General features: G+C 49.1%; 22 protein-coding genes. 10 read left to right on the top strand and 12 right to left on the bottom strand.

The window, feature by feature from the left end; genetic code table 11:
- Window positions 1-40: 40 nt before the first annotated feature.
- Together AAHB90_RS08535 and rpsU are read right to left on the bottom strand one after the other, a co-directional pair.
- On the bottom strand, window positions 41-913 hold the full coding sequence (locus AAHB90_RS08535; protein ID WP_342084516.1) for a tyrosine-type recombinase/integrase: 873 nt from the start codon (window positions 911-913) through the stop codon (window positions 41-43).
- 107 nt (window positions 914-1,020) lie between these two features.
- A complete protein-coding gene (rpsU, locus tag AAHB90_RS08530) occupies window positions 1,021-1,215 on the bottom strand; it encodes a 30S ribosomal protein S21 (protein ID WP_090154901.1) in 195 nt (64 codons plus the stop codon).
- A gap of 157 nt (window positions 1,216-1,372) precedes the next feature.
- Between rpsU and AAHB90_RS08525 the strand changes: the two genes are divergently transcribed.
- From AAHB90_RS08525 to AAHB90_RS08505, 5 genes are all read left to right on the top strand, one after another.
- Window positions 1,373-2,308: a Ppx/GppA phosphatase family protein gene (locus AAHB90_RS08525; protein ID WP_342084515.1), complete on the top strand. Its 936-nt coding sequence runs from the start codon at window positions 1,373-1,375 to the stop codon at window positions 2,306-2,308.
- 62 nt (window positions 2,309-2,370) lie between these two features.
- The gene (locus AAHB90_RS08520) at window positions 2,371-4,941 is read left to right on the top strand and encodes a zinc-dependent metalloprotease (protein WP_342084514.1); all 2,571 of its coding nucleotides are present in this window, start codon (window positions 2,371-2,373) and stop codon (window positions 4,939-4,941) included.
- Window positions 4,942-5,001: 60 nt separating this feature from the next.
- Window positions 5,002-5,676 carry a peptidoglycan DD-metalloendopeptidase family protein gene (locus AAHB90_RS08515; protein ID WP_342084513.1) on the top strand — a complete coding sequence of 225 codons (675 nt, stop codon included), beginning with the start codon at window positions 5,002-5,004 and terminating at the stop codon, window positions 5,674-5,676.
- A 42-nt stretch (window positions 5,677-5,718) separates the two neighbouring features.
- Window positions 5,719-5,964 carry a DUF6364 family protein gene (locus AAHB90_RS08510; RefSeq protein WP_342084512.1) on the top strand — a complete coding sequence of 82 codons (246 nt, stop codon included), beginning with the start codon at window positions 5,719-5,721 and terminating at the stop codon, window positions 5,962-5,964.
- Complete coding sequence (locus tag AAHB90_RS08505; RefSeq protein ID WP_342084511.1) at window positions 5,954-6,376, top strand: type II toxin-antitoxin system VapC family toxin; 423 nt, start codon at window positions 5,954-5,956, stop codon at window positions 6,374-6,376. The genes AAHB90_RS08510 and AAHB90_RS08505 overlap by 11 nt, the downstream gene beginning before the upstream one ends.
- Here AAHB90_RS08505 and AAHB90_RS08500 read toward each other — a convergent pair.
- From AAHB90_RS08500 to AAHB90_RS08485, 4 genes are all read right to left on the bottom strand, one after another.
- Window positions 6,373-7,611, bottom strand: coding sequence for an MFS transporter (locus tag AAHB90_RS08500; RefSeq protein ID WP_342084510.1), 1,239 nt, complete (start codon window positions 7,609-7,611; stop codon window positions 6,373-6,375). The genes AAHB90_RS08505 and AAHB90_RS08500 overlap by 4 nt on opposite strands.
- A 108-nt stretch (window positions 7,612-7,719) precedes the next feature.
- Window positions 7,720-8,472 carry an SDR family NAD(P)-dependent oxidoreductase gene (locus AAHB90_RS08495; protein ID WP_342084509.1) on the bottom strand — a complete coding sequence of 251 codons (753 nt, stop codon included), beginning with the start codon at window positions 8,470-8,472 and terminating at the stop codon, window positions 7,720-7,722.
- 24 nt (window positions 8,473-8,496) lie between these two features.
- Complete coding sequence (locus AAHB90_RS08490; protein WP_342084508.1) at window positions 8,497-10,200, bottom strand: S41 family peptidase; 1,704 nt, start codon at window positions 10,198-10,200, stop codon at window positions 8,497-8,499.
- A gap of 126 nt (window positions 10,201-10,326) precedes the next feature.
- The gene (locus tag AAHB90_RS08485) at window positions 10,327-12,276 is read right to left on the bottom strand and encodes an acetoacetate--CoA ligase (RefSeq protein WP_342084507.1); all 1,950 of its coding nucleotides are present in this window, start codon (window positions 12,274-12,276) and stop codon (window positions 10,327-10,329) included.
- Between the two features lie 301 nt (window positions 12,277-12,577).
- Between AAHB90_RS08485 and AAHB90_RS08480 the strand changes: the two genes are divergently transcribed.
- The gene (locus AAHB90_RS08480; protein WP_342084506.1) at window positions 12,578-14,323 is read left to right on the top strand and encodes a pseudouridine synthase; all 1,746 of its coding nucleotides are present in this window, start codon (window positions 12,578-12,580) and stop codon (window positions 14,321-14,323) included.
- Window positions 14,324-14,393: 70 nt separating this feature from the next.
- Here the strand turns inward: AAHB90_RS08480 and AAHB90_RS08475 are convergent, their stop codons facing one another.
- From AAHB90_RS08475 to AAHB90_RS08455, 5 genes are all read right to left on the bottom strand, one after another.
- On the bottom strand, window positions 14,394-15,920 hold the full coding sequence (locus tag AAHB90_RS08475) for a Do family serine endopeptidase (RefSeq protein WP_342084505.1): 1,527 nt from the start codon (window positions 15,918-15,920) through the stop codon (window positions 14,394-14,396).
- A 204-nt stretch (window positions 15,921-16,124) separates the two neighbouring features.
- Window positions 16,125-16,556, bottom strand: coding sequence for an Hsp20/alpha crystallin family protein (locus AAHB90_RS08470; RefSeq protein ID WP_342084504.1), 432 nt, complete (start codon window positions 16,554-16,556; stop codon window positions 16,125-16,127).
- A gap of 237 nt (window positions 16,557-16,793) precedes the next feature.
- Window positions 16,794-17,540 carry a ribonuclease III gene (gene rnc, locus AAHB90_RS08465; protein WP_342084503.1) on the bottom strand — a complete coding sequence of 249 codons (747 nt, stop codon included), beginning with the start codon at window positions 17,538-17,540 and terminating at the stop codon, window positions 16,794-16,796.
- A gap of 14 nt (window positions 17,541-17,554) precedes the next feature.
- Entirely contained in the window at window positions 17,555-18,808 is a 1,254-nt protein-coding gene (gene fabF / locus AAHB90_RS08460) for a beta-ketoacyl-ACP synthase II (protein ID WP_342084502.1), read from the bottom strand.
- 43 nt (window positions 18,809-18,851) lie between these two features.
- Window positions 18,852-19,088 carry an acyl carrier protein gene (locus tag AAHB90_RS08455; RefSeq protein ID WP_015813362.1) on the bottom strand — a complete coding sequence of 79 codons (237 nt, stop codon included), beginning with the start codon at window positions 19,086-19,088 and terminating at the stop codon, window positions 18,852-18,854.
- 232 nt (window positions 19,089-19,320) lie between these two features.
- Between AAHB90_RS08455 and kdsA the strand changes: the two genes are divergently transcribed.
- The 4 genes from kdsA to AAHB90_RS08435 are packed head-to-tail and all read left to right on the top strand — an operon-like array spanning window position 19,321 to window position 21,907.
- The gene (gene kdsA, locus AAHB90_RS08450) at window positions 19,321-20,133 is read left to right on the top strand and encodes a 3-deoxy-8-phosphooctulonate synthase (RefSeq protein ID WP_342084501.1); all 813 of its coding nucleotides are present in this window, start codon (window positions 19,321-19,323) and stop codon (window positions 20,131-20,133) included.
- A gap of 11 nt (window positions 20,134-20,144) precedes the next feature.
- A complete protein-coding gene (locus tag AAHB90_RS08445) occupies window positions 20,145-20,819 on the top strand; it encodes a phosphatase PAP2 family protein (protein WP_342084500.1) in 675 nt (224 codons plus the stop codon).
- A 60-nt stretch (window positions 20,820-20,879) separates the two neighbouring features.
- Complete coding sequence (locus AAHB90_RS08440; protein WP_342084499.1) at window positions 20,880-21,338, top strand: GyrI-like domain-containing protein; 459 nt, start codon at window positions 20,880-20,882, stop codon at window positions 21,336-21,338.
- Window positions 21,339-21,373: 35 nt separating this feature from the next.
- On the top strand, window positions 21,374-21,907 hold the full coding sequence (locus AAHB90_RS08435; protein WP_342084498.1) for a DNA-3-methyladenine glycosylase I: 534 nt from the start codon (window positions 21,374-21,376) through the stop codon (window positions 21,905-21,907).
- A gap of 13 nt (window positions 21,908-21,920) precedes the next feature.
- Here the strand turns inward: AAHB90_RS08435 and AAHB90_RS08430 are convergent, their stop codons facing one another.
- On the bottom strand, window positions 21,921-22,736 hold the full coding sequence (locus tag AAHB90_RS08430; protein ID WP_342084497.1) for a glycerophosphodiester phosphodiesterase family protein: 816 nt from the start codon (window positions 22,734-22,736) through the stop codon (window positions 21,921-21,923).
- Window positions 22,737-22,768: the final 32 nt, after the last annotated feature.

The raw sequence follows: 22,768 nt of genomic DNA, 5'->3' as shown, positions 1-22,768 counted from the left end.
AATTTGCACTGTAGGCAAATATAACCTTAAAAAATGGGTTTCAGGCTTTGGGGTGCGCTTGTTGATGCGTTTTTTTAAGCTTTTCGATGGAGTTGTGGGTGTAGATCTGTGTAGCAGCCAGGTTAGCATGGCCTAGCAATTCCTTGATCGCATTCAGATCTGCACCGCGGTTGAGCAAATGTGTAGCATACGTGTGCCTGAGCACGTGCGGGCTCTTTTGCGACAGCGTCGTAACGGCGGAAAGGTACTGTTTCACCTTCCGCTGCACAAAAACCGGGTAAACAGCCTTATTTGAATCGGTTAACAGCAGGATGTCGGTATTTTCCTCCGGCGCACGCTGCTCCGTATATTTTTGAAGTAATTGTGCCAAAGATGTAGAAACAGGCACGATCCGCTCCTTTGACCTTTTTCCGAAAACACGGATGGTGCGGGCTGGCAAGTTAAGGTCCTTCAATTCCAGCCCCACGAGTTCCGAAAGCCGGATGCCACTGCCGTAGAGCAGCTCCATGATCACCCTGTCGCGCAGCCCTTCGAAGTCATCGGAAAACATTCCTTCTTCAAAAAGCATTTCCATCGATTTCTCCTCCACAAATGCGGGCAGTTTCTTGCGCGTTTTCAGGGCGGTGAGAATTTTTGTCGGATCGCTGTCGATGTGTTTTTTCTTCCTTAAATAACCATAGAATGTGCGGAGCGCGGCAATTTTCCGGTTAATGGATGACGGATTGAGCCCTTCCTCCATTAAACTCACAACCCACGATCGTAGCATCGGCGCTTTGGCCGTTTCGGGCTCGGCGCAGTCATATTGGAAAAGGAGGTATTTCTGAAACTGTTCGAGATCAGTCTGATACGATTTGATCGTATGCGCACTGGAGCGCTTTTCGAATTGGAGGAATTCCAGAAATGGCGTTATCATAGTCCGAACATACGAAAAGGAGCCATCTTATTCAAGACAGCTCCTTCACGTATGATATGGATACAATAATCCTATAGAAGTCTTTCAGAGAACCATTCCACCAGGAACTAGTCTTCTAAATGACCGTAAGTTTTCTCTTTGTAAACGGCACGCAAAACTTCGAAACGACGCTTTACAGATGGCTTTTCGAAAGCTGTACGCGCACGAAGCTGGCGCATTGTACCAGTTCTCTCAAATTTCTTCTTGTAACGCTTAAGAGCGCGGTCAATCGATTCGTTGTCTTTGATGTTAATAATAAGCATGCTTATAATTTCTAATGTTCTTTGAATTGGTTTCTGAAATCGGACTGCAAAGAAAAACTATATCCGACAGAAAATCAAGAAATAAGTCGTTAAAATTCGTTTATTTTTGTATCCATTGCATTGAAATGAAAGTCATTAACAGATTAAACAGCCCGATATGAGTTCGAGACTGGGAATAATTGATTTAGGCACCAACACTTTTCACCTGCTGATAGCGGAGCCTAACGGCGCTCATTTCAAGACCGTTTTCCACGAAAGCAGGCCTGCCAGGATCGGCCTGGGAGGCATTAACAAGCGTATTATTACCCCCGAAGCACAGGATCGGGCGCTGGCCGTCCTCTCCTATTTCCGCGAAAAGCTCGACTCTTTTGAAGTAATGCCGGAAAAAACCTTTGCTTTCGGCACCAGCGCCGTGCGTAATGCCGAGAACCGGCAGGCTTTCTGTTCGGAAATCTTTGAAAAAACAAATATCGCGGTCACGGTTATCGACGGCAACCGCGAGGCGGAGTACATTTATCAGGGCGTCCGCCATGGTGCCGACATTGGTGATGGCCCTTCGCTGATCATGGATATCGGCGGCGGCAGTGTCGAATTCATCATCGGAAACCGCTCGCAGATTTTCTGGAAACAGAGCTTCGAGATCGGCGGACAGCGGCTCATGGAAAAATTCATGCGGAACGACCCGCTTTCACAAGCCGACCGCCGGGGCTTGTATAATCATTTTGATGAAAACCTTATTCCGCTCGCAAATGCGGTCCACCAATATGCCCCGGAAAAGCTGGTAGGCTCCTCGGGCACTTTCGATACGCTCGTCGATATCGACTATCACCACCGCACGAATAATTGGCCGCCTGCATCGGAAACCGATTTCAATATCCCGCTGGAAGAATTTTACCGCGCCTACACCCTCATCCTGTCCGGCAACCACGACGAACGCATGGCCATCCCCGGTATGATCGAGTTGCGCGTCGATATGATCGTCGTGGCCGTCTGTCTGGTCGACTATGTGCTCAAAACGCACGGTATCCGGCAGATCCAGGTCTCGAAGTATGCCCTTAAAGAAGGCGTCCTGGCCGAACTGATGGCCCGCTGACCACCCAACCTCTCATTTAATTACACCTTTATACTTTTTCAAAAACCAACTCTATGAGATTAATGCGTTACCTTCTCCTCGCGGCGCTGGCATTCGTGTATATGCACGACGCGCACGCACAACGAAAGAAAAAGAAAGACAAACAGGAGGATGTCAAGATCGACAAGGCCGTCGACGCAGTGGCATCGGCAGTTAAAGACAAGCTGAAAGACGACAAAATGAAAGGTCCGAAAGCATTCAAAGAGCTGATCGACAGCACCAATGCGATTAGCCAAAAAGGCATGATCTCCGTTCACAAGGTAGAGGACAAATGGTATTTCGAAATCGCCGACTCACTCCTGAACCGCGATATCATGGCTGTTACCCGCTATTCCAAAACTGCTGCCGGTGGCGGGATTTTCGGCGGTGAGGAAGTGAACCGCCAGATGATCCGCTGGGAAAGGGGAATGGACAACAACCTTTTACTACGGTCGGTAACGATGGTAGTGACAAGCCCCGACAGCACCAAACCTATTTTTCAGGCCGTCAAAAACTCCAATTCCGATCCCATCATCGGTGTTTTCGATATCAAAGCCGTGAAGAAAGAGCCTGCGAAATCTTCGGTAATCGACGTTACCGAGTTTTTCAACTCCGATAACCAGGTGTTTTCGCTAAGTTCTGTCAGCAAGCAACTACTGAAACTGGCCGCATTCAAGAAGGAAGCCTCTTTTATTTCCAAAATCTGTACTTATCCGATAAACACCGAAATCCGGACGATCAAGACGTTCAATGTCACACCTCAGATGCTGACGCCTACGCCGGTGCCCTCGATCGGACAATATCTGCCATCTGGTCTGGACGCAGGGGTCGTGACTTTCGAAATGAACTCGTCACTTATCCTGCTTCCGAAAACGCCTATGAAAAAACGCATTTTCGATAGCCGGGTGGGCTATTTTGCCAACCAGTATGCCACATTCGGCGAAGAATCCCAGCGTTCCGACACCGAGGTTTTTGCCGTAAGGTGGCGCCTCGAACCGAAAAATGCCGAAGATGCGCGCAAGCAGAAAAACGGCGAGCTGATCGAACCGAAAAAACCAATCGTTTACTATATCGACCCCGCGACGCCGGAGAAATGGCGCAAATACCTGAAAGCAGGTGTCGACGACTGGCAGGTTGCGTTCGAAAAAGCGGGATGGAAAAATGCGATCCGGGGCGAATATTGGCCGGAAGGCGACACGACCATGAGCCTCGAAGATGCACGCTACTCGGTGATCCGTTATTTCGCTGCGGACATCCAGAATGCATACGGCCCCAACGTGCACGACCCGCGCAGCGGAGAAATCCTGGAAAGCCACATTGGCTGGTACCACAACGTCATGCGCCTGCTCCGAAATTGGTACATTATCCAAGCTGCCGCGGTTGACCCAAAAGCGCGCACGAAGAAATTTGATGATGAATTAATGGGCCAGCTCGTTCGTTTCGTATCATCGCACGAAATAGGCCATACGCTTGGTCTGCGCCATAACATGGGCGCGAGTTCGGCCACGCCGGTTGAAAAACTGCGTGACAAGGCCTGGGTGGAGGAACATGGGCACACTTCCTCCATTATGGATTATGCGCGTTTCAATTACGTAGCCCAGCCCGAGGATGGCATTACCAACCTTTTCCCACGCATCGGCGATTACGACAAATGGGCCATTCAATGGGGTTACAGCAATTTCCCTGATGCCAAAGACGCTCAGGCAGAAAAGTTGGCGCTGAATACTTTGACCAAAGAAGCTTATAAGGACAGCCGCCTGCATTTTGGAACGGAAATCAGTCCCTATGACCCGCGTTACCAGACCGAAGATTTGAGCGACAATGCCATGAAAGCCTCGGAATATGGTATCAAAAACCTCAAACGCATTTTGCCGAACCTCATCGAATGGAGCAAAGAAGATGGCGAGAGTTACAAGGAACTGGATGAAATTTATGGCAATGTGGTAACGCAATACCGCCGCTACCTGGGCCACGTAATCAAAAATGTGGGCGGCATTTACGATACACCCACTACCTACGACATGGAAGGCCCGACCTTCACCACCGTTCCAAAGGCGACCCAGAAAGAAGCTATCGACTTTTTGAATGCCCAACTTTTCAAAACACCGACCTGGCTTTTGGACCAGAATATCCTGAACAAAGTAAAACCGGAAACCGGTATGGAAGCCATTAAGGCATTACAGGAATACGCATTGACCTCCCTTTTCGCTGGAGACCGAGCAGTGCGACTGATGGAAACCGGTATTTCCGCCAAAAACTACACGCTTGATGATCTGTTTACCGATCTAGAAGCCGGAATATGGTCGGAAGCCAAAACCGGGAAACCGACTGACCTTTACCGCAGGAACCTTCAAAAGGTATACGCGGAAAAACTGATCTCGTTACTGAAACCGGGTAAGGCAAACGTCCAGTCTATTCCCGTGGGTATTACCTACGGCTTCTCTACCCGGTCGGTCGAACTCGAAAAAACCGACTTGCCGTCTATCGCGCGCGCACATTTGGAGAGTCTGAAAACTACGTTGAATGTTGCTATTGCCAAAAGCGCCGATAAAAACACTCGCTACCATTTACAGGATGTGTCGCAAAGAATCAAACAGGCGCTTGATCCGAAATAATATTTTTACGAAACTGGCAAGCTATCATCGCTTGCCAGTTTTGTTTTAAACCCAATTTAAATGTCAGAACTCACCGAACTGCTTCGCCGACATCCTGCATTCAGTGACATTGTGCAGAATGGCAAACCTTACCGGAAGCTGGATTTTACAGCTGAAAACACTGATTTGCTGACGCGCGACTTGTCCGAAACCCGTGATTTCTCTGATTACGTTTTCAGAGAGTTGCTTTCAGAAAACACTTACAATGGAATTGGAGGCTACGGCGAGGACCGGGTCATTTACAGGCACCGGAAACATTTCACAACCGACAGCGCAAAGCCCCGCAGCATTCACCTCGGCGTAGATATATGGGCGGAAGCAGGGACTCCGATTTACGCACCGCTCGATGCGATTGTGCACAGTTCCGCATTCAATGATCATTATGGCGATTACGGCCCTACAATTATTCTTGCACACGAATTAGGCGGAATAGCCTTCTTTTCGCTCTACGGGCATTTGTCTCTAAGTTCCTTGGAAGGTTTGCATGAAGGCAAAACTATCAAAACAGGCGAACGCTTCGCTTCCATCGGCCCCTATCCCGAAAACGGCGACTGGCCACCGCATGTACATTTTCAGCTTATTCGCGATATGGGAGGGTATAACGGCGATTTCCCTGGCGTTTGCAACACCTCAGATCAGGATTACTATTTAAATTTATGTCCTGATCCCCAGCTGATTTTAAGGGTAAAAGTTTAAAAAACGTGCGCATATGTCAGAACTTATGCGCATATTCGTAATATGAAAACTCGGCTGAACATCACCATTGAAGATACTGTGCTGGCATACATCAAGGGTTATGCGGCAGCAAGGCAGATTAGTGTTTCTCAAATTATTGAGGAACATTTAAAATCTATCGCTGAATCGTCAAAACAAAAACGCAGTATTCTCGAAGTGGTCGATGACCTGGTGCCAGGCGACATAAATGGTGATCAAGACCTGATAAAAGCCTATCACGAAGCCCGCTCGGAAAAATATGGCCACTAATGTTTTCCTCGATGCCAATATCGTTCTTGACTTTCTTTTGAAGAGAAAAGATTATGATGATGCCAGGAAAGTAATGGTGCTCGTGTTGCAAAAGAAAATCAAAGCCTTCATTTCTCCTTCCATTTTACATATTGTAAGCTACTGGCTCACTAAGGCCTACGGAAGTGCCAAATCCAAAGATCTACTGCTATTGTTTCTTTCGGATGTCCGGATTATCGAAGCAAACCAGGAGGTTGTCAATCTTGCCCTCACCTCTCAAATAGATGACATCGAAGACGCGCTGCAATACTACACAGCGCTTCATCACAAAATTGACTTGTTCGTCAGCAGAGACAGGAAATTTCAGGGACAAGCATTAACCCTCCTGCCCGTTTACGATCTGCCGGAATTCTTAAAGCTTTTTGCCGATTAATCCCGCCTCTCCAAATTCGGCAGAAACCCGGTGAGCAACCCGATCAACGGCAGGAACGAGCAAATCCAGAAAACGTACTCGATACTAGTCTTGTCGGCAATTGTGCCAAGAATAGCTGAGCCGATTCCGGCGATACCGAACGCGAAACCGAAAAACAAGCCGGCAATCATTCCTACTTTGCCGGGGATCAATTCCTGGGCGTACACGAGGATCGCCGAGAATGCGGAAGATAAGATCAGACCGATAATGCAGCTTAGGACGCCCGTCCAGAACAGGTCGACGTACGGCAGCAGCAATGCAAATGGCGCCGCGCCAAGGATAGATATCCAGATCACATATTTACGGCCGATGCGGTCCCCAACAGGTCCGCCAATGAATGTCCCCGCCGCTACTGCAAACAGAAATGCAAACAGGTAAATCTGCGAACTCTGAATGGAAACACCGAATTTATCGATCAGGTAAAAGGTGAAATAGCTCGAAATGCTGGCCATATAAATGTACTTCGAGAAAATCAGAAGAAGCAGAATGCCTATCGAAACCACCACTTTGGATTTTGACAAAGGAGACTCCCGTCCCACAGCACTCGCCGCTTTTTGCTCAACCGTGGCCAGTTTTTGTTTGTACCAGCCACCTACCCACGAAAGGATAACAATAGCCAGCAACGCTACCAGCGAAAACCAAATCACCTGGGAGCGACCATAAGGCAACAGTATCAGCGCCGCCAGCAATGGCCCGAGCGAACTGCCCGCATTACCGCCCACCTGAAAGAGCGATTGCGCCATCCCGTGCTTGCCGCCTGAAGCCATGCGCGCCACGCGTGAAGCTTCCGGGTGAAATACCGCCGAACCGATGCCGATAAGGCCTACCGAAAGTAATACGATATGAAAGCTGTTCGCCATCGAAAGCGACACGAGGCCAAGCAATGTAAAACACATCCCCACCGCCAGTGCATAAGGTTGCGGCCTTTTGTCCGTATATGAGCCGACAAGCGGCTGGAATACCGACGCACTGACCTGAAAAGTAAATGTAATGAGGCCGATTTGTGAAAAACTCAAATGGAAAGAATCCTTCACCATCGGGTAAATCGAGGGGATGAGGGACTGCATTGTGTCGTTCAGCAAGTGGGAGAAACTCAGCGCAAGAAGAATTGGAAATACAGTTTGGGAGGCGGAAACTGATGCCGTGGATACGGCGGGCCCGGGCTGGGAAGAGGAATTTTGATCGAAATTTTTCATAGGCATTCAAAACGCGCCCGACTTCCATAAACAGGAAGTCGGGGAGTAAAAAAGAATGGCAAAGGTATCGATTCTCACCCGCATTACGGTCAAAAACCAAATTAAATTCTATTTGCGATGGATCGTGATGGCGGCCGACTGGGCTCCTGCCAGGATGGTTATATCCGCAATCGTAACGCGGTCAGGTGCATTGACGGCGTAGAGGATCGCGTCGGCAATGTCACTTGCCTGTAAAGGATCGAAGCCCTGGTACACTTTTTCCGCTCTTTCTTCATCACCTTTAAATCGGACGAGCGAAAATTCCGTCTCCACGGCGCCCGGCGCGATATTGGTGGTCTTGATACCGTGCTGCGTCAGTTCGAGGCGCATTCCCTCGCTGATGACCTCTACTGCGGCTTTGGAAGCGCAGTAAACGGCGCCATTGGCGTAGGTCTGTTTACCGGCGATCGAGCTGATATTGACGATATGGCCTTTGCCGCGTTCGAGAAGCAACGGGATAATGGCTTTCGAAACATAAAGAAGCCCTTTCACATTCCCGTCGATCATCGCGTCCCAATCGTCGGTATCCCCTTCGTCGAGCGTACCGAGACCATGGGCATTGCCTGCATTATTAACCAGAATGTCGACGTTTTTCCAACCATCGGGCAATGAGCCAACGGCTGCGAGGACCGCACCTTTATCGCGGACGTCGAAAACGAGTGTGGTTACTTTTACTTTTGAAGATAATTCCGCGGCTACCTCATCGAGACGCTCCTGCCTGCGGCCGCATAATACAAGATCTATACCGGCCCCGGCAAACGCTTCTGCCGTGGCCTTACCGATACCGGACGTAGCTCCGGTAATAAATGCAATACGGGACATTGAGTGAATGGTGTGGGAGTGAATTTACTTTTTGTTTTTAGGAATATTCATACTGCTGAACTCGCCTTTTTCCAGCTGTGCCGCCTGGGTGAAAAGCTGTACTGCTTGCTGATAAACATTATCGCTCGGGTTCAGAACCTGAAATACCTCGTTGTTCAAGCCGCTTTTTTGCCTTCTTCCCCATACATAGCGACCGATGATCGCCTTGGTCTGCGAGGTGATGAGTGGTTTGGAAAGGTTCAGTTCCTTTTCATTCGGCTTGATACCCGCCCTCGAAGCGTCTTTCACCAATTCGGCCAGCATGGCATCCGATACCTGGAATGATTTCAGATATTCCTTAAACGGCTGTTTTTCCAGTTTTTTCTGGTTTTCATTGGCATAGCGCAGTGCATATTCACGGATAATGTTTTTAGAATACAACTCGAACAGGTATTTGCTGTTCATCAAAGTATCCTTGGCCACGAAAATATCCGGAGTAATACCGCCACCGCCATATACGACGCGGCCACCGTCTGTTTTATAGACCTTACTTTTATCGAACTTGATGCTGTCGACATTGAAAAGCTCGCCGCTTTCAAAACGGTGCGTCAGGTCCTGGCTGTAATCTTCGCTCTTGCCCATTTCATAGGGTTTCTGGATGCTGCGGCCACTTGGCGTATAGTAGCGAGAAATGGTCAGGCGCAGCTCGGAACCGTCAGAAAGTTTGATCGGCATTTGTACCAGCCCTTTTCCATAGGACCTTCTTCCCACCACCAAGGCACGGTCGTGGTCTTGTAACGCTCCGGCAAGGATTTCGGAGGCCGATGCACTGCCTTCGTCGACGAGCACGATCAGCGGGCCTTGTTCGAAAAGACCATCCACATGTGAACGGGTTTTACGATCGAAGCGACTGTCTTTCCCTTCCGTGTAAACCAGCAGCTTATCCCCTGCGATAAATTCGTCGGCCATACTCGTGGCGCGTTCCATATAGCCGCCGGGGTTGCCACGAAGGTCAAGAATGAGGTTTTTTAAACCATTGGCCTTCAATGTTTTCAATGCAGATTTAAATTCGTCGAATGTCGTTTCCGAGAAACGGCTTACTTTGATATAGCCTATTTCCTCATCCACCATGTAAGACGCATCCACCGAATAGGTAGGAATGCGGTCGCGTACTACGGCGAAATTCATTTTGTCCTTCAACCCCACTCTTTCTATCGCCAACTCGACCTTGGTGCCACGTTTACCGCGCAACAGTTTGTAAACCTGTGCATTGGTAACACCGGGACCCGACAGGTTTTCTTTATTAACAGAAATAATGCGGTCACCGCTCTGAATGCCGGCCGCCTCCGAAGGCCCGCCGCTCAACGGCGTTACCACGTAAACCGTATCATTATAAATGTTGAACTCGACACCAATGCCATCGAAACCGGATTCCAGTTGTGACCTTGCCGCAGTAGCTTCCTCCGCATTGAAATAGGCCGTGTGCGGGTCGAGCTTTTCGAGCATTTTAGAGATTGAGAAATCGACCAGCTCATCGGTATTCACCGAATCCACATAATTGTTTTCCACCAGCATCAGTACTTCCCTGAACTTGCCGTAGCCTTTTGCGACGTCGGACAATTTCTTACCTCCGCTGAAAAACGTACTTCCCAGCAGCACACCAGCCGCCAGCGTGATCGCGATGATGATAGGCAAACGAACTACGGATTTGGAGTTCTGGATCGGGGGTTGGGGACTGTGTGAATTCATACCTGTAAAAATTAGGAGTATGGGCTGGCATCGTGGGAATTGGATATTTCCCCAACGTGAATTAAACAATTTTGGTTGCCTAATGCAAATGAATGCAGGGTGTTAATATACGGGCAGCATGTATTGCTAGATAAATGCCTTGAGTGATTCCGGATTTCGCATCGTATCGATATTAATGCACTTCGCCGGGTCCTGCCCCATCAGTATCCGCTTCATAGGCGCTTCCATCTTTTTGCCATTGATCGTGTATGGAATGTCGCCTACCTGTTCAATGGTATCCGGGACGTGGCGCGGGCTATATTGAGTCCGCAATGTCTCCCTGATTTGCTTTTTCAATTCGTCGGTCAATTCCTTGTCTTGTGCCAGGACGACAAAAAGCGAGATAGTACCCTCACCGTTCGATTTTTCGAGGTAAACGGCCAGACTATCCTTTACATCCGGAATGCTCTCTACGGCCCGGTAAATTTCCGCTGTACCGATGCGGACGCCGCCGCGGTTCAATGTAGCATCGGAACGGCCGTAGATAATCACCGATTTCCGGTCAGTAATTTTGATCCAGTCGCCATGCCGCCACACGTGTGGGTACATTTCGAAATAGCTGGAAAAGTATTTCTCGTCGTGCTCATCGTTCCAGAAATAAATAGGCATCGAGGGCATAGGTTGTGTGATCACCATTTCACCCAATTCATTCAATACCGGCTTTCCATTTTCATCGAATGCTTCGATCCTGGCGCCCAGCATCCTGCACTGGATCTCTCCCGCGTATACAGGCAGGAGCGGACATCCGCCCACGAACGCGCTGCACACGTCCGTACCCCCGCTCAGCGAGATCAGCCAGACGTCCTTTTTGACTTGTTTGTAAATCCACTCAAACGCTTCCGGAGGCAATGGCGAACCCGTAGAACCAATTGTTTCGAGGTGGCTCAGCCGCTCGGAGGTAATGCTGACGCCACTTTTCATAGAGGCAATGAAGAATGCCGCCCCACTACCGAAATGCGTGATTTTCGCCTTTTCGGCCAAAGTCCAGAGTACCTGCGAGGACGGGTATGCCGGAGCACCATCGTACATTACCAGCGTACCCCCGCAAAGCAAGGAGCTCAATGCATAATTCCACATCATCCAGCCGGTGGTCGAGTACCAGAAATAACGGTCGCCGGGTTTTACATTCTGATGCAGCACCAATGCTTTCATATGCTCGATCAGACAGCCGCCAACGCTGTGGGTAATGGCCTTAGGTTTGGCCGTCGTTCCGGAGGAGTAGAGAATCCAGATCGGATGATCGAACGGCACCGGCTCGAAATCTATTCCGAAGTTTTCGAAATGCAGGATATCCTCCCAGGCTGTGAAGCGATCGGCGCGGGATTCGGAATTAATATTGTTGATTAACACCGTATCGCCTACGCTCGGCAACGACGCCGAGAGTTCACCTGCGAACGCCGTGATATCGTAAGTCTTGCCATTATAAACATAGCCGTCGACGGTAAACAATACTTTTGGCTCGATCTGCGAAAAGCGTTCGGTAATGGCTGGTTTTCCAAAATCAGGTGAGCACGACGACCATACCGCGCCTACTGCATTTGTCGCCAGAAACGCGACTACCGCCTGCGGAATATTCGGTAATACCGCCGCGACGCGATCACCTGGCCTCACCCCGCGCTGTTTCAGCCAGGTGGAGACAGCAGCAACCTGCGTTTCAAGGGTTTCCCATGATATTTCAGTCAGCTCCGATTTTTCCGACTGAAAGAGGATCGCCGGACGGTCTTTTGTTTTATTTCTGAAAATATGCTCGGCGTAGTTCAGCTTGGAGCGTGTAAACCAGCGCGTACCGATCAGTCCGTTCAGCGGTTTTTGCAGCACTTCCAGGTACAGATCGTGCGATTTGATATTGAAGTAATTCCAAAGGCTTTCCCAGAAATCTTCCAGGTCGGTCACCGACCACTCCCAGAGATCGTGATAGGAACGGAAATACAGGCCTTTTTTGACAAAAAGCCAGTCCATATACTTTTTCAGATTGGACTGTTCCAACAGGGTCCTTCCCGGTTTCCACAAAGGTTGTACCTGTGAGTCAGCTGACATAATACACTTGTTAATGAAGGTTTAGTTAGGTAAAAATCGCCATTTGGGCACTATTTCTCCGATAGTACTTATAAACGTTTCCATATCATTTTTGACATAAACACATTCAAATATTTTTACCCGGAAAATTCCCGTATCTTTGCAGGCTAATTTTTTTAAACACTAGTACTCTGACCATCAGATACGTTGGCTAACCAGTTTTAGTGGCAATTCATACCATTTTGTGCGAACTAAAGCACTAATCGGTTACAAGGTAAATTTGTAAAGAGGAAATAAATCCAGTAGTGATACTGCATTCCTAATGAGAAACAGAAGCAATTCAAAAGGCGGCAACAGCTCCCGCCCGTCAGCCGGAGGCTCCAAAGGTGGAGGCGGCTACTTCAAACGCACTAAACCCGAGGCAGAAAGCCGGTTTAGCAAGCCCAGCGTAAAAAAATCCAGTCTGAAATTTTCAGCTTCCCCAGAAAACAAAGGACAGAAATCACGTCCTAATTTCGATCACGAAAAACCAGCAGGCGAAAGATTCGGTAAGCCTGGCTTCGATAAGCCGGGCTTCGGCAAGCCAAGATTCGGAAAGCCGGGCTTCGATAAGCCGGGCTTCGACAAGCCGCGCTTCGATAAACCCGAGTTTAAAAAATACGGATCCGACCGTGGCGACAGCCAACGTCCGTTCCGTCGCGAAGGCGACGATAGAAAAGATTCCCGTCCCGGCGACAGAAAGCCATTCGGTGATCGGCCTGAAAGAACAGGATTCGGCGGCGCAGACCGTAATCGCGAGTTTAAACCACGGTTCGACAGGGATAACGACGAACGCGAGTTCAGGCCACGTCCAGGAAGAGATGATCGGGAGTTCAAACCAGGATCAGAGAGAAGTAATAGTGATCGGGAGTTCAAGCCAAGATCCGACAGAAGTAACGGTGATCGCGAGTTCAAGCCAAGGTCCGACAGGAGTAACGGCGATCGCGAATTCAGACCGAGACCAGACAGAGATAACGGCGATCGTGAGTTCAAGCCCAGATCAGAAAGAGATAATACCGAACGCGAGTTCAAGCCTCGGTCCGAAGGCGGCGAGTTCAAACCGCGCGCCGAGCGTCCGGGCTCATCCAGGCCAGGCCGTTCGTTTGATGGCGACAGGCCCGCATTTAAAAAAAAAGATGATAGCGAAGAGCGTGGTGGTGAAAAGCCCTATCGCTCCCGGTTTCAGGATGACGAGCAGCAACAGGACCGCAGCGGGTTGGAGAGACGAGTAGGCCGGTACGAAACCGCACCACGCTATAATCTTGACAACTACGACCAAAAGAAAAAATCGTCGCCGAGACATAAGGACAAGGAAGAAAGCGATGAAATCCGCCTCAACCGGTACATTGCCAATGCCGGCATTTGCTCCCGCCGCGAAGCGGACGACCTGATTTCTTCGGGCCAGATTTCGGTTAACGGAAAGATTGTCAGTGAAATGGGTTACAAAGTACGCCCAACCGACGTGGTGAAATATGGTAAAAAGGCATTGAATCCGGAGAAAATGGTATATATCCTGATCAACAAGCCAAAGGACTACATTACTACCACCGACGATCCGGAAGAGCGCAAAACCGTACTCGACCTCATTAAGGGCGCGTGCTCGGAGCGCGTATACCCCGTAGGCCGCCTCGACCGTAACACTACCGGTTTGTTGCTGCTTACTAACGACGGTGAGCTGGCTGAGAAGCTGACACACCCGTCTAGCGGCATCAAGAAGATTTACCAGGCAGAGCTTGATAAACCGATCGCTACCGAGGATTTCGAAGCATTACAAGCCGGCGTTGAGCTCGAAGATGGGTTCATCCGTCCCGACGAAGTGGGTCTGGTTACTCCCGATGCTCAGGTTGTGGGCCTCGAAATCCACAGCGGCCGCAACCGCATTGTACGCCGGATGTTCGAACATTTGGGATACGAAGTTCAGAAACTCGACCGTACGGTGTTTGCAGGGTTGAACAAAAAGGACCTGCCACGCGGCAAATGGCGCTTCCTGACTGAAAAAGAAGTGATCAAATTGAAATTCCTGCTTTAATAGCAGGGCGGTTAAACAAGAAGGGCTGCGATGACGATCATCGCAGCCCTTTCTTTATACATTCTTTGAATTACAATCTGAATCCGAATGAGTAGACGTCGTAAGGTGCGTCGGGGTAAAGTCCTTCGAATTGAACCATCGATTCTTCCTTACCGGCAATCGCCGCTTCGAATTCTTTTACGGTTTTAACAGCCTTGCCATTGACTTTGGTAATGATGAAGCCTTCTTCCACTTGCGAGCGGGCAAACTTACCGCCTTCGATAGATAGTACTTTTACACCGCCATCAATTTTATAGCGCGACAGTCTCTGCTTTTCCTGATCGCTCAGGTTACCGAACTGGGCACCCAGCGAGCTCATTACGGCAGCCGATTCATCTCTCTTAATGATTTCGGAACCACCTGTGCGGTTACGCAATGTAATGCTCAGATCTTTCTCCTTACCATCCCTGTTCACAGTCACGTTCACTTTATCGCCAGGCTTGTGCAAACCGATCGACTGTTGCAGTTCAGGGATCGAGTGGATATTTACACCGTCAACCTTCACGATTACGTCGCCTTTATTGACGCCGCCTGCTTTCGCAGCACTGTTTTCAGTGAAATCGCGGACGTAAACACCGTCGTTTACTTTCACACCGTATTCTTCGGCTTTTCTGCTATCGAGGTCATCGAGGGAAATACCCAGGTAACCGCGTTGCACATTACCGAATTTAATCAGATCGCTCGATACTTTTTTTACAATGCTCGAAGGCACCGCAAATGCGTAACCAGCGAAGCTACCGGTTGGGCTTGCAATCGCGGTATTAATACCGATCAGCTCGCCTTTCAGGTTCACCAACGCTCCACCACTGTTTCCAGGGTTCACCACGGCATCGGTCTGAATGAACGATTCCAGCGGCGAGTCACCGGCAGCGGCGGCAGTAGGCTGCATTTGGTTACGACGTGATTGGCCAATAATACCCAATCCACGGCCTTTTGCACTCACGATACCGGCTGTTACGGTAGATTCGAGGTTGAAAGGGTTACCAACCGCTACTACCCACTCCCCTACCTTCACGGCGTCGGAGTTGCCCAGCGTTACCGCCGGCAGGTCCTTACCTTCGATTTTGATCACCGCAATGTCGGTAGAAGGGTCGGCACCGATCACTTTCGCCCGGAATTTACTCTTGTTATGCAGCGTCACTTCCAATTCCTGCGCGCCTTCCACCACGTGGTTGTTGGTAACAATGTATCCGTCATTGGTAATAATTACGCCAGACCCGGTCGCTTCCGACTGCTGCGGGCCGCGTTGGCCTCCTCCGAATTCATCACCGAAGAAGTCTCTGAAAATATCAGGAATCTGCTGCCCGCGGTAGGCTTGCCGGGTAGCGGTCGATTTAATGTGTACGACCGTCGGTGTGGTTGCCTCGGCTGCGTAAACGAAATCACCCGGAGCACCGGCCGGAGCGCCAGCCGATGTAAAACGGGCGATATTTTCAGAAGCCGCTTCTTTAAAAATTACATTTCTATCACTATCAGGACCAAGTAGTTTGAGGCCAGCTATGGTTGACGCACTTGAAATCAACCCAACCAACACCAAACCTTTCCAATTTGTTTTCATAGACATATGTTGGGGTTATATTTTTATGGACAAATAACGTAAATCGATCAACAAATTATTCCCGTCGTAGATTCGTTTAACATCTTTTAACAAAGATATTCCATTTGGGAATTTACTAAAATATCCTGCCAGGCGATTATCTTCCGGCATCACAAAAAAGGCGCTATCCTTACGAATAACGCCCGTTTATGTTTGCCCGGCAGATTAAGCGATCTCAATCAGGCGGGCTGGTTTTTCTTTTGCTTCTTCACGTTTCGGCAATGCGATGCTCAGGATGCCATCCGCATAGGTCGCTTCGACTTTGTCGCCGTCAACCGTGTTAGGCAAAGTGAAGGTCCTTTGGAAAGAAGTGTACTTGAATTCTTTCCTGGTGTACTTCTCGTTGTTGTTTTCTTCCTTCTGCTCTTTTTCAGCTGAAATGGTCAGTTGATTTTTTTCGAGGTTCAGTTTGAAATCAGATTTTTGAAGCCCCGGGGCTGCTACTTCGATGCGGAAGCCTTCTTTGCTCTCAACCACATTCACAGCTGGCACAGTACCCGCGAATGCAGGAGTGTTAAACTCGTGGAATAGATCCTTACCAAAAAATCCGTTCAAATAAGATGGACCTGCGAAATGTGTTTTGACTAATGTGCTCATTGCTATAAGGTTTTTGTTGTTCTAAGTTTTCAGTTTCTTCTAACCTCGCGGTTATGCCCCTTATCTAACAACTTCTGTTCCGAACCTGAAAATTCGAAAAACAACAGACAAAATGGCCGATTGTGGTGAAATTGACGCTCAAATAGCGACAAGATGTCCGATATCGCCATTATAAAACAGCAAAAACGACATTAGCCCAATGGAAAACCGATGGGCATACATGGAATGAAGGACGGATTATTTCAATTCGAGAAGCGCACAAGCCTGCTCCGATGCGGATTGCTCGGCTTTTTTCTTGGTAAAGCCATTGCCTGTGGCGAAAGGCTCGTCATTCACGAGGATTTGAGAAATGAATTCGCGGTGGTGGCGGGTACCTCGTTCTTCGAGGATTTCGAAACGGATTTCCTTACCCTCGCGCTGCGCCCATTCGATGATGAGGCTTTTGAAGTTCACATTGTTCTGGATAATGCTATCCAGATCGTAATGCGTAATGAGTTTGCTGATAATGAAGGTCCGCGTAAAACGGAAACCCTTGTCGAGGTAAATAGCCCCTACAAATGCTTCGAGCGCGTCCCCGTACATGGATGAGCGGGGCGACATACCACGGCGGTTTCCATCGTATTCGATCAGGCGGTCGAGGCCCAGCTTGCGCGAAATCTGGTTCAGCGACTCGCGGTTAACGATCCGTGAGCGGATTTCGGTCAGGAAGCCTTCGTCCTTGTAGGGATATTTGGTAAAAAGAAATTCTGCCACCACCATGCCCAGCACTGCGTCGCCCAGGTATTCCAGACGTTCGTTCGATTCCCTGAAACCTTTGATAGCGGTTTCGCGGGAAGCGGAGGTATGCCTGAAAGCCAGCTGGTAAACGCCGAGGTTGGAAGGTTTGTCGCCTATCACATGCGCAATCGATTCCTTAAATTTTTTGTCCTCAGCACTTCCGGTCCTGAAAAGGGAAAGTATCGGTATAAGAATTCGCTTTGCCAATGGTAGAGAATTAATCAGTCTTCGTACTTTTTGAAAACGACTGATGCATTATGACCTCCGAAACCGAATGTGTTGCTCAAAGCGATATTTACACGGCGTTTTTCAGCTTTATTGAATGTAAGCTTCAACCGCGGATTGATTTCCGGGTCGTCGGTAAAGTGGTTAATGGTAGGCGGCACGACCTGATCCTTGATCGCCATGATACAGGCGGCAGCTTCGATAGCTCCTGCTCCTCCCAATAAATGCCCTGTCATCGATTTCGTAGAGCTGATATTCAGATCATATGCATGCTCGCCGAAGAATTTTTCTATCGCCTTGATCTCCTGTGGGTCACCGATCGGGGTAGATGTACCGTGGGTATTGATGTAATCGATTTCCTCAGGCTTGATACCTGCGTTTTCGATGGCATTTTTCATTACAATGAAAGCTCCCAGCCCTTCCGGATGCGGAGCGGTGATGTGATAGGCGTCGGACGACATGCCGGCACCGATCATTTCAGCGTAAATTTTGGCCCCGCGTGCTTTCGCATGTTCGAGTTCTTCCAAAATAATCGCTGCTCCACCCTCTCCAAGCACGAAACCGTCACGGTCCTTGTCATAAGGGCGCGAGGCCGTTTCGGGCGAATCGTTTCTTTCGGACAATGCCTTCAATGCATTGAAACCACCCACACCGGCAATCGTAACTGCCGCTTCCGAACCGCCTGAGATACAAACATTCATCAAACCAAGCTTGATATAGTTGAATGCGTCGATCAAAGCGTTGGTTGCCGAAGCGCAAGCCGATACCGTGATAAAATTAGGTCCCCGGAAGCCGTACCGGATCGACAATACGCCTGAGGCGCTGTCGACGATCATTTTCGGGATAAAGAAAGGATTGAAGCGGGGTGTTCTGCCGTTCTCGGAGAAGTTCATCACTTCTTCCTCGAAAGTTTTGAGGCCGCCGATTCCGGAGCCCCAAATTACACCGGCTTTGTCGAGATCAAGCGTATCTGCGTCAAAGCCGGCGTCCTTCATCGCTTCATCAGCCGCGATGACGGCGTATTGTGTAAAGGGGTCCATTTTACGGGCTTCTTGCCGAGGGATGTAATTAGTGACGTCCAAACCCTTCACCTCGCAGGCGAAACGCGTCCGAAACTTTTCAGCATCGAACCGCGTGATGGGGGCTGCGCCGCTTACGCCGGCAACCAGATTTGACCAAAAGGTGGGAACATCATTGCCAACGGGCGTCAAGGCGCCCATTCCTGTAATTACAACTCGCTTAAAACTCATAAAATTGGGACAGAAATAGAAGATTGTACTGGTAAAAACCGGATTACTTCACGTTTTCTTCCAGATATGCAACAGCCTGACCAACTGTACCGATGTTCTCTGCCTGATCGTCAGGAATAGAAAGATTGAATTCTTTTTCGAATTCCATAATCAATTCAACGGTGTCTAGAGAGTCCGCTCCCAAGTCGTTCTGGAAGTTTGCTTCCGGTGTAACCTCCGACTCTTCTACGCCGAGTTTTTCGACGATAATTTGCTTAACTCTTTCTGCAATTGCTGACATTTTATAATCACTTTTTGGTTAAAATCGCCACAAAGAAAGATATTTCAGTTCACTTTTTCAAAAATTTTTTAAATAGGCCGTTTTATTGCACAATCCCTGTTTAAAATAAAAAAAAGCAGGAAATCAGCCGATTATAAGGGTTCTGTTTCAAGAAATCGGCTGAGTGCAAAGAGAACATTGCGGATAGCCGTACATTCGCGAAACATTTGTTAATATCTATACCAACACCCGTATGATCTCGATACCGAAGTTGAAGAATACCGATTCGACCTCTTTTTTCCTCCTTGCCGGCCCCTGTGCCATCGAAGGCAGGGATATGGCCCTGCGGATCGCTGAACACATCGTTACGGTAACTGACCGCCTCCGTATTCCTTATATATTCAAAGGTTCCTACCGCAAAGCGAACCGCACCAAAATCGATTCATTTACGGGGATCGGCGATGAAAAAGCGCTGAAAGTCTTGCAGGAGGTAAGTCAGACTTTCGGCATTCCTACTGTAACCGACATACATGAATCGCACGAAGCCGCGTTGGCCGCCGAATATGTGGATGTTCTTCAAATTCCTGCATTTCTGTGCCGCCAGACCGAACTTCTCGCAGCTGCGGCGCGCACCGGCAAGGCTGTTAATGTGAAAAAAGGACAATTTCTTTCAGGGGCGTCGATGAAATTCGCCGCCGAAAAAATTCACGAGGTAAATCCTGCCGCCCAGGTAATCCTCACCGATCGCGGCAATAGCTTCGGGTATGGCGATCTGGTTGTAGACTATCGTAACCTGCCCGAAATGGCCGCATTCGGTGTGCCCGTCGTCATGGACTGTACGCATTCGTTACAGCAGCCTAACCAGGCTTCCGGCGTAACCGGCGGCAAGCCCAAACTGATCGAAACAATTGCCAAGGCGGCCATTGCCGTGGGTGCCGACGGCCTTTTTATCGAAACGCATTTCAATCCCGCCGAGGCAAAATCCGACGGCGCAAATATGCTGCCGCTCGATCAACTGGAAGGACTCCTGGAAAGACTCACACGTGTGAGAGAAGCTATTTTATGATCCCAAAAACTATGAAGGCATATCTGATATGCCTTTTTCTTTTACTACAAATACTCCCGCAGGCCGCATTTGCGCAGCGGGATTCGACACTATGGAAAGTTACGGCGGGTGATGTTATTCCGCCTGTCACGCTCGGGCTTGCCGGCCTTATAGTTCAAGGTAAAATCAGCCGGCATTTGCAGGAGCGGGTCGTTTCCAATTATCCCGATTACCGAACCAAATGGGACGAATATCTCCCGTATGCGCCCGGCGTGTTCAGCCTCGGGCTTGCCTCAGCGGGAGTGAAGGGAAAGCATAATCTTGGCGACCAGGTGATCCTGGCATTACTTTCCAATGTTATCGCTCAGGGCGTTACGCAAAGTTTGAAACGGATTGTGAAATATCCGCGGCCCAATGGAGAGGACAATCATTCGTTCCCGTCGGGGCACAGCACGACGGCTTTTACCAATGCTACGATCCTGCATGAGGAATATGGTCAGCGAAGCATATTATATAGTATAGGCGGTTACGGAACGGCCACTGCCGTGGGAACAATGCGGGTGCTGGGCAACCACCACTGGCTTGCGGATGTCCTCATGGGTGCGGGTATAGGCATAGGCGCGACGAAGGTGGTTTACATCAGCTATCCCTGGCTGCAACAGCAGGTACGAAGAATAAAAGCACGGCGGCATAGTGAAAAAAACTGAATGCTGCTGACATAGGGTTGTCACTTGGCGGTTTGACTTTTGTGCAAACATCTGTTAGCCATGCAAACTAAAACCATTCAACCGATCCACGTTTTGTACTTCGAAACGCGGACTTCGTTCAAGGAAATATTCCAGTACGTACGTGTAGAAGCCCGGAAACTGTACCAGGATGCGGTCGGCAACGATCTGGAAATCACCGGCCCGGTTTACTGGATATACAATGGCGCTGATGGTAATGCCGACACTGTTTTTTCGCTAACCATTGCTCTGCCCGTCACACCTCCCGCACACCCTATCGACTCGAAATACCGGTTGAAAACACTCGACACCTTCCAATGCATTAATGAAGAACTTTACGGGAATTGGGACGGGCTGATTAATACTTATGGTTCGCTATTCGGGCAAATAATGTCCCAAAACCTGCGACCTTCCGGCCAAAACCGGGAAATTTACCTGAATATGGATTTCGAAAACCCCGACCGCAACATTACGGAAGTACAGATCGGCATTCTTCAATAAGCTATTACAAAGGCAAGTGCCTAAAAACCAACGCGATGTCATATTGCACTTACGTCAACAACAACCCATCGGAGCAGGCAGATTACCTGCTCCACAAACATTACCATGACAACCAGTACGGCTTCCCGATCGACGATGACGACGAACTTTTCGGACGGCTTTTGCTGGAAATCAATCAGGCAGGGCTTAGCTGGACATTAATGCTTCGTAAGCAGGAAAGCTTTCGGGCCGCTTATGATAATTTCTCCATTGAAAAAGTAGCTGCTTATGATGAATCCGATCGTGAGCGGCTGCTCGGCGACCCCGGCATCGTACGGAATCGCCTGAAAGTGAATGCGGCTATCGTAAATGCGCAGAAGATTATCGAACTGAAACAGGAGTATGGTTCGTTCAAAGGCTGGATCGACGCGCATCATCCTCTGACCAAAGAGCAGTGGGTCAAGCTGTTTAAGAAGACATTCAAGTTTACCGGTGGGGAGATTGTGAATGAGTTTCTGATGAGTACGGGCTATTTGCCGGGTGCGCATGATGCGGATTGCCCGGTATTTGCTGTCACAAAGAAAGTTTAGCTATGTCCTTCGATTACGAATGACTTTTGATATAATCTACTAACTCAGCCGGCTTATCCGTCTGCAAGCCCTGCACACCTTTATGTAAAGCCTCATTCCAGGAAGCTGGGCCTTCGGTAGGGCTTTGAGCATCCAGCCAGACGGAAATGCCTAGCTCATGAGCCGCTTTCAATAACTCGGGTTCAGTAATATTGTCGGCGACCTGAATATGTACTCGGTTCAGAAATGCAATCAGTTGCTCTTTGTTGGTAACATCTTTCGGCAAACTGGTCATCAGCGGCATTTCAGGCGCTGCTTCTTTCCATTTTTTGTATTGCTCTTCCTTATTTAAATAAACGACCACCTGATGTTCCATACCAGCGGCTTTGATCTGCTTCCAGGTTTCGGCTACGTCGGCGTCTTTAAAATCAAGGTAGATATTGATTTTGCCTTTGCAAAGGGCCAGTATTTCCCGGAATTCGGGAATGCGGTGCGTCTTTTTATTTCGGTTGAATACCTGTAACTCCTCAACTTCCTGCCAGGTTATATCGGCGATTTTGCCCATACCGTTTGTCGTCCGATCGACTTTGGCGTCATGCATCGCAACCAGATGTCCGTCTTTGGTAGTCCGCAAATCCACTTCTACATAGTCCGCGCCGCAGGCAATAGCGTCTTTTGTGGACGCCAGCGTGTTCTCCGGTGCATTCACATGGTTGCCACGGTGGGCGATCACGACGGTTTTGTGTTTGGAATGTGGTAATACCGGATGTGCATGGTGTTGCGCGAATGCGGGTAAGGCGGTCGTGGCGCACATCACCAGAAGGCAGATTTTTTGAATAAATAATTTCATCGGAATTTCAGGTTATCAGCGGGATTACAGGT

The organism is Dyadobacter sp. OTU695 (assembly GCF_038440355.1).
Lineage (GTDB): Bacteria > Bacteroidota > Bacteroidia > Cytophagales > Spirosomataceae > Dyadobacter.
This window is presented reverse-complemented; position numbering and strand designations above follow the sequence as displayed.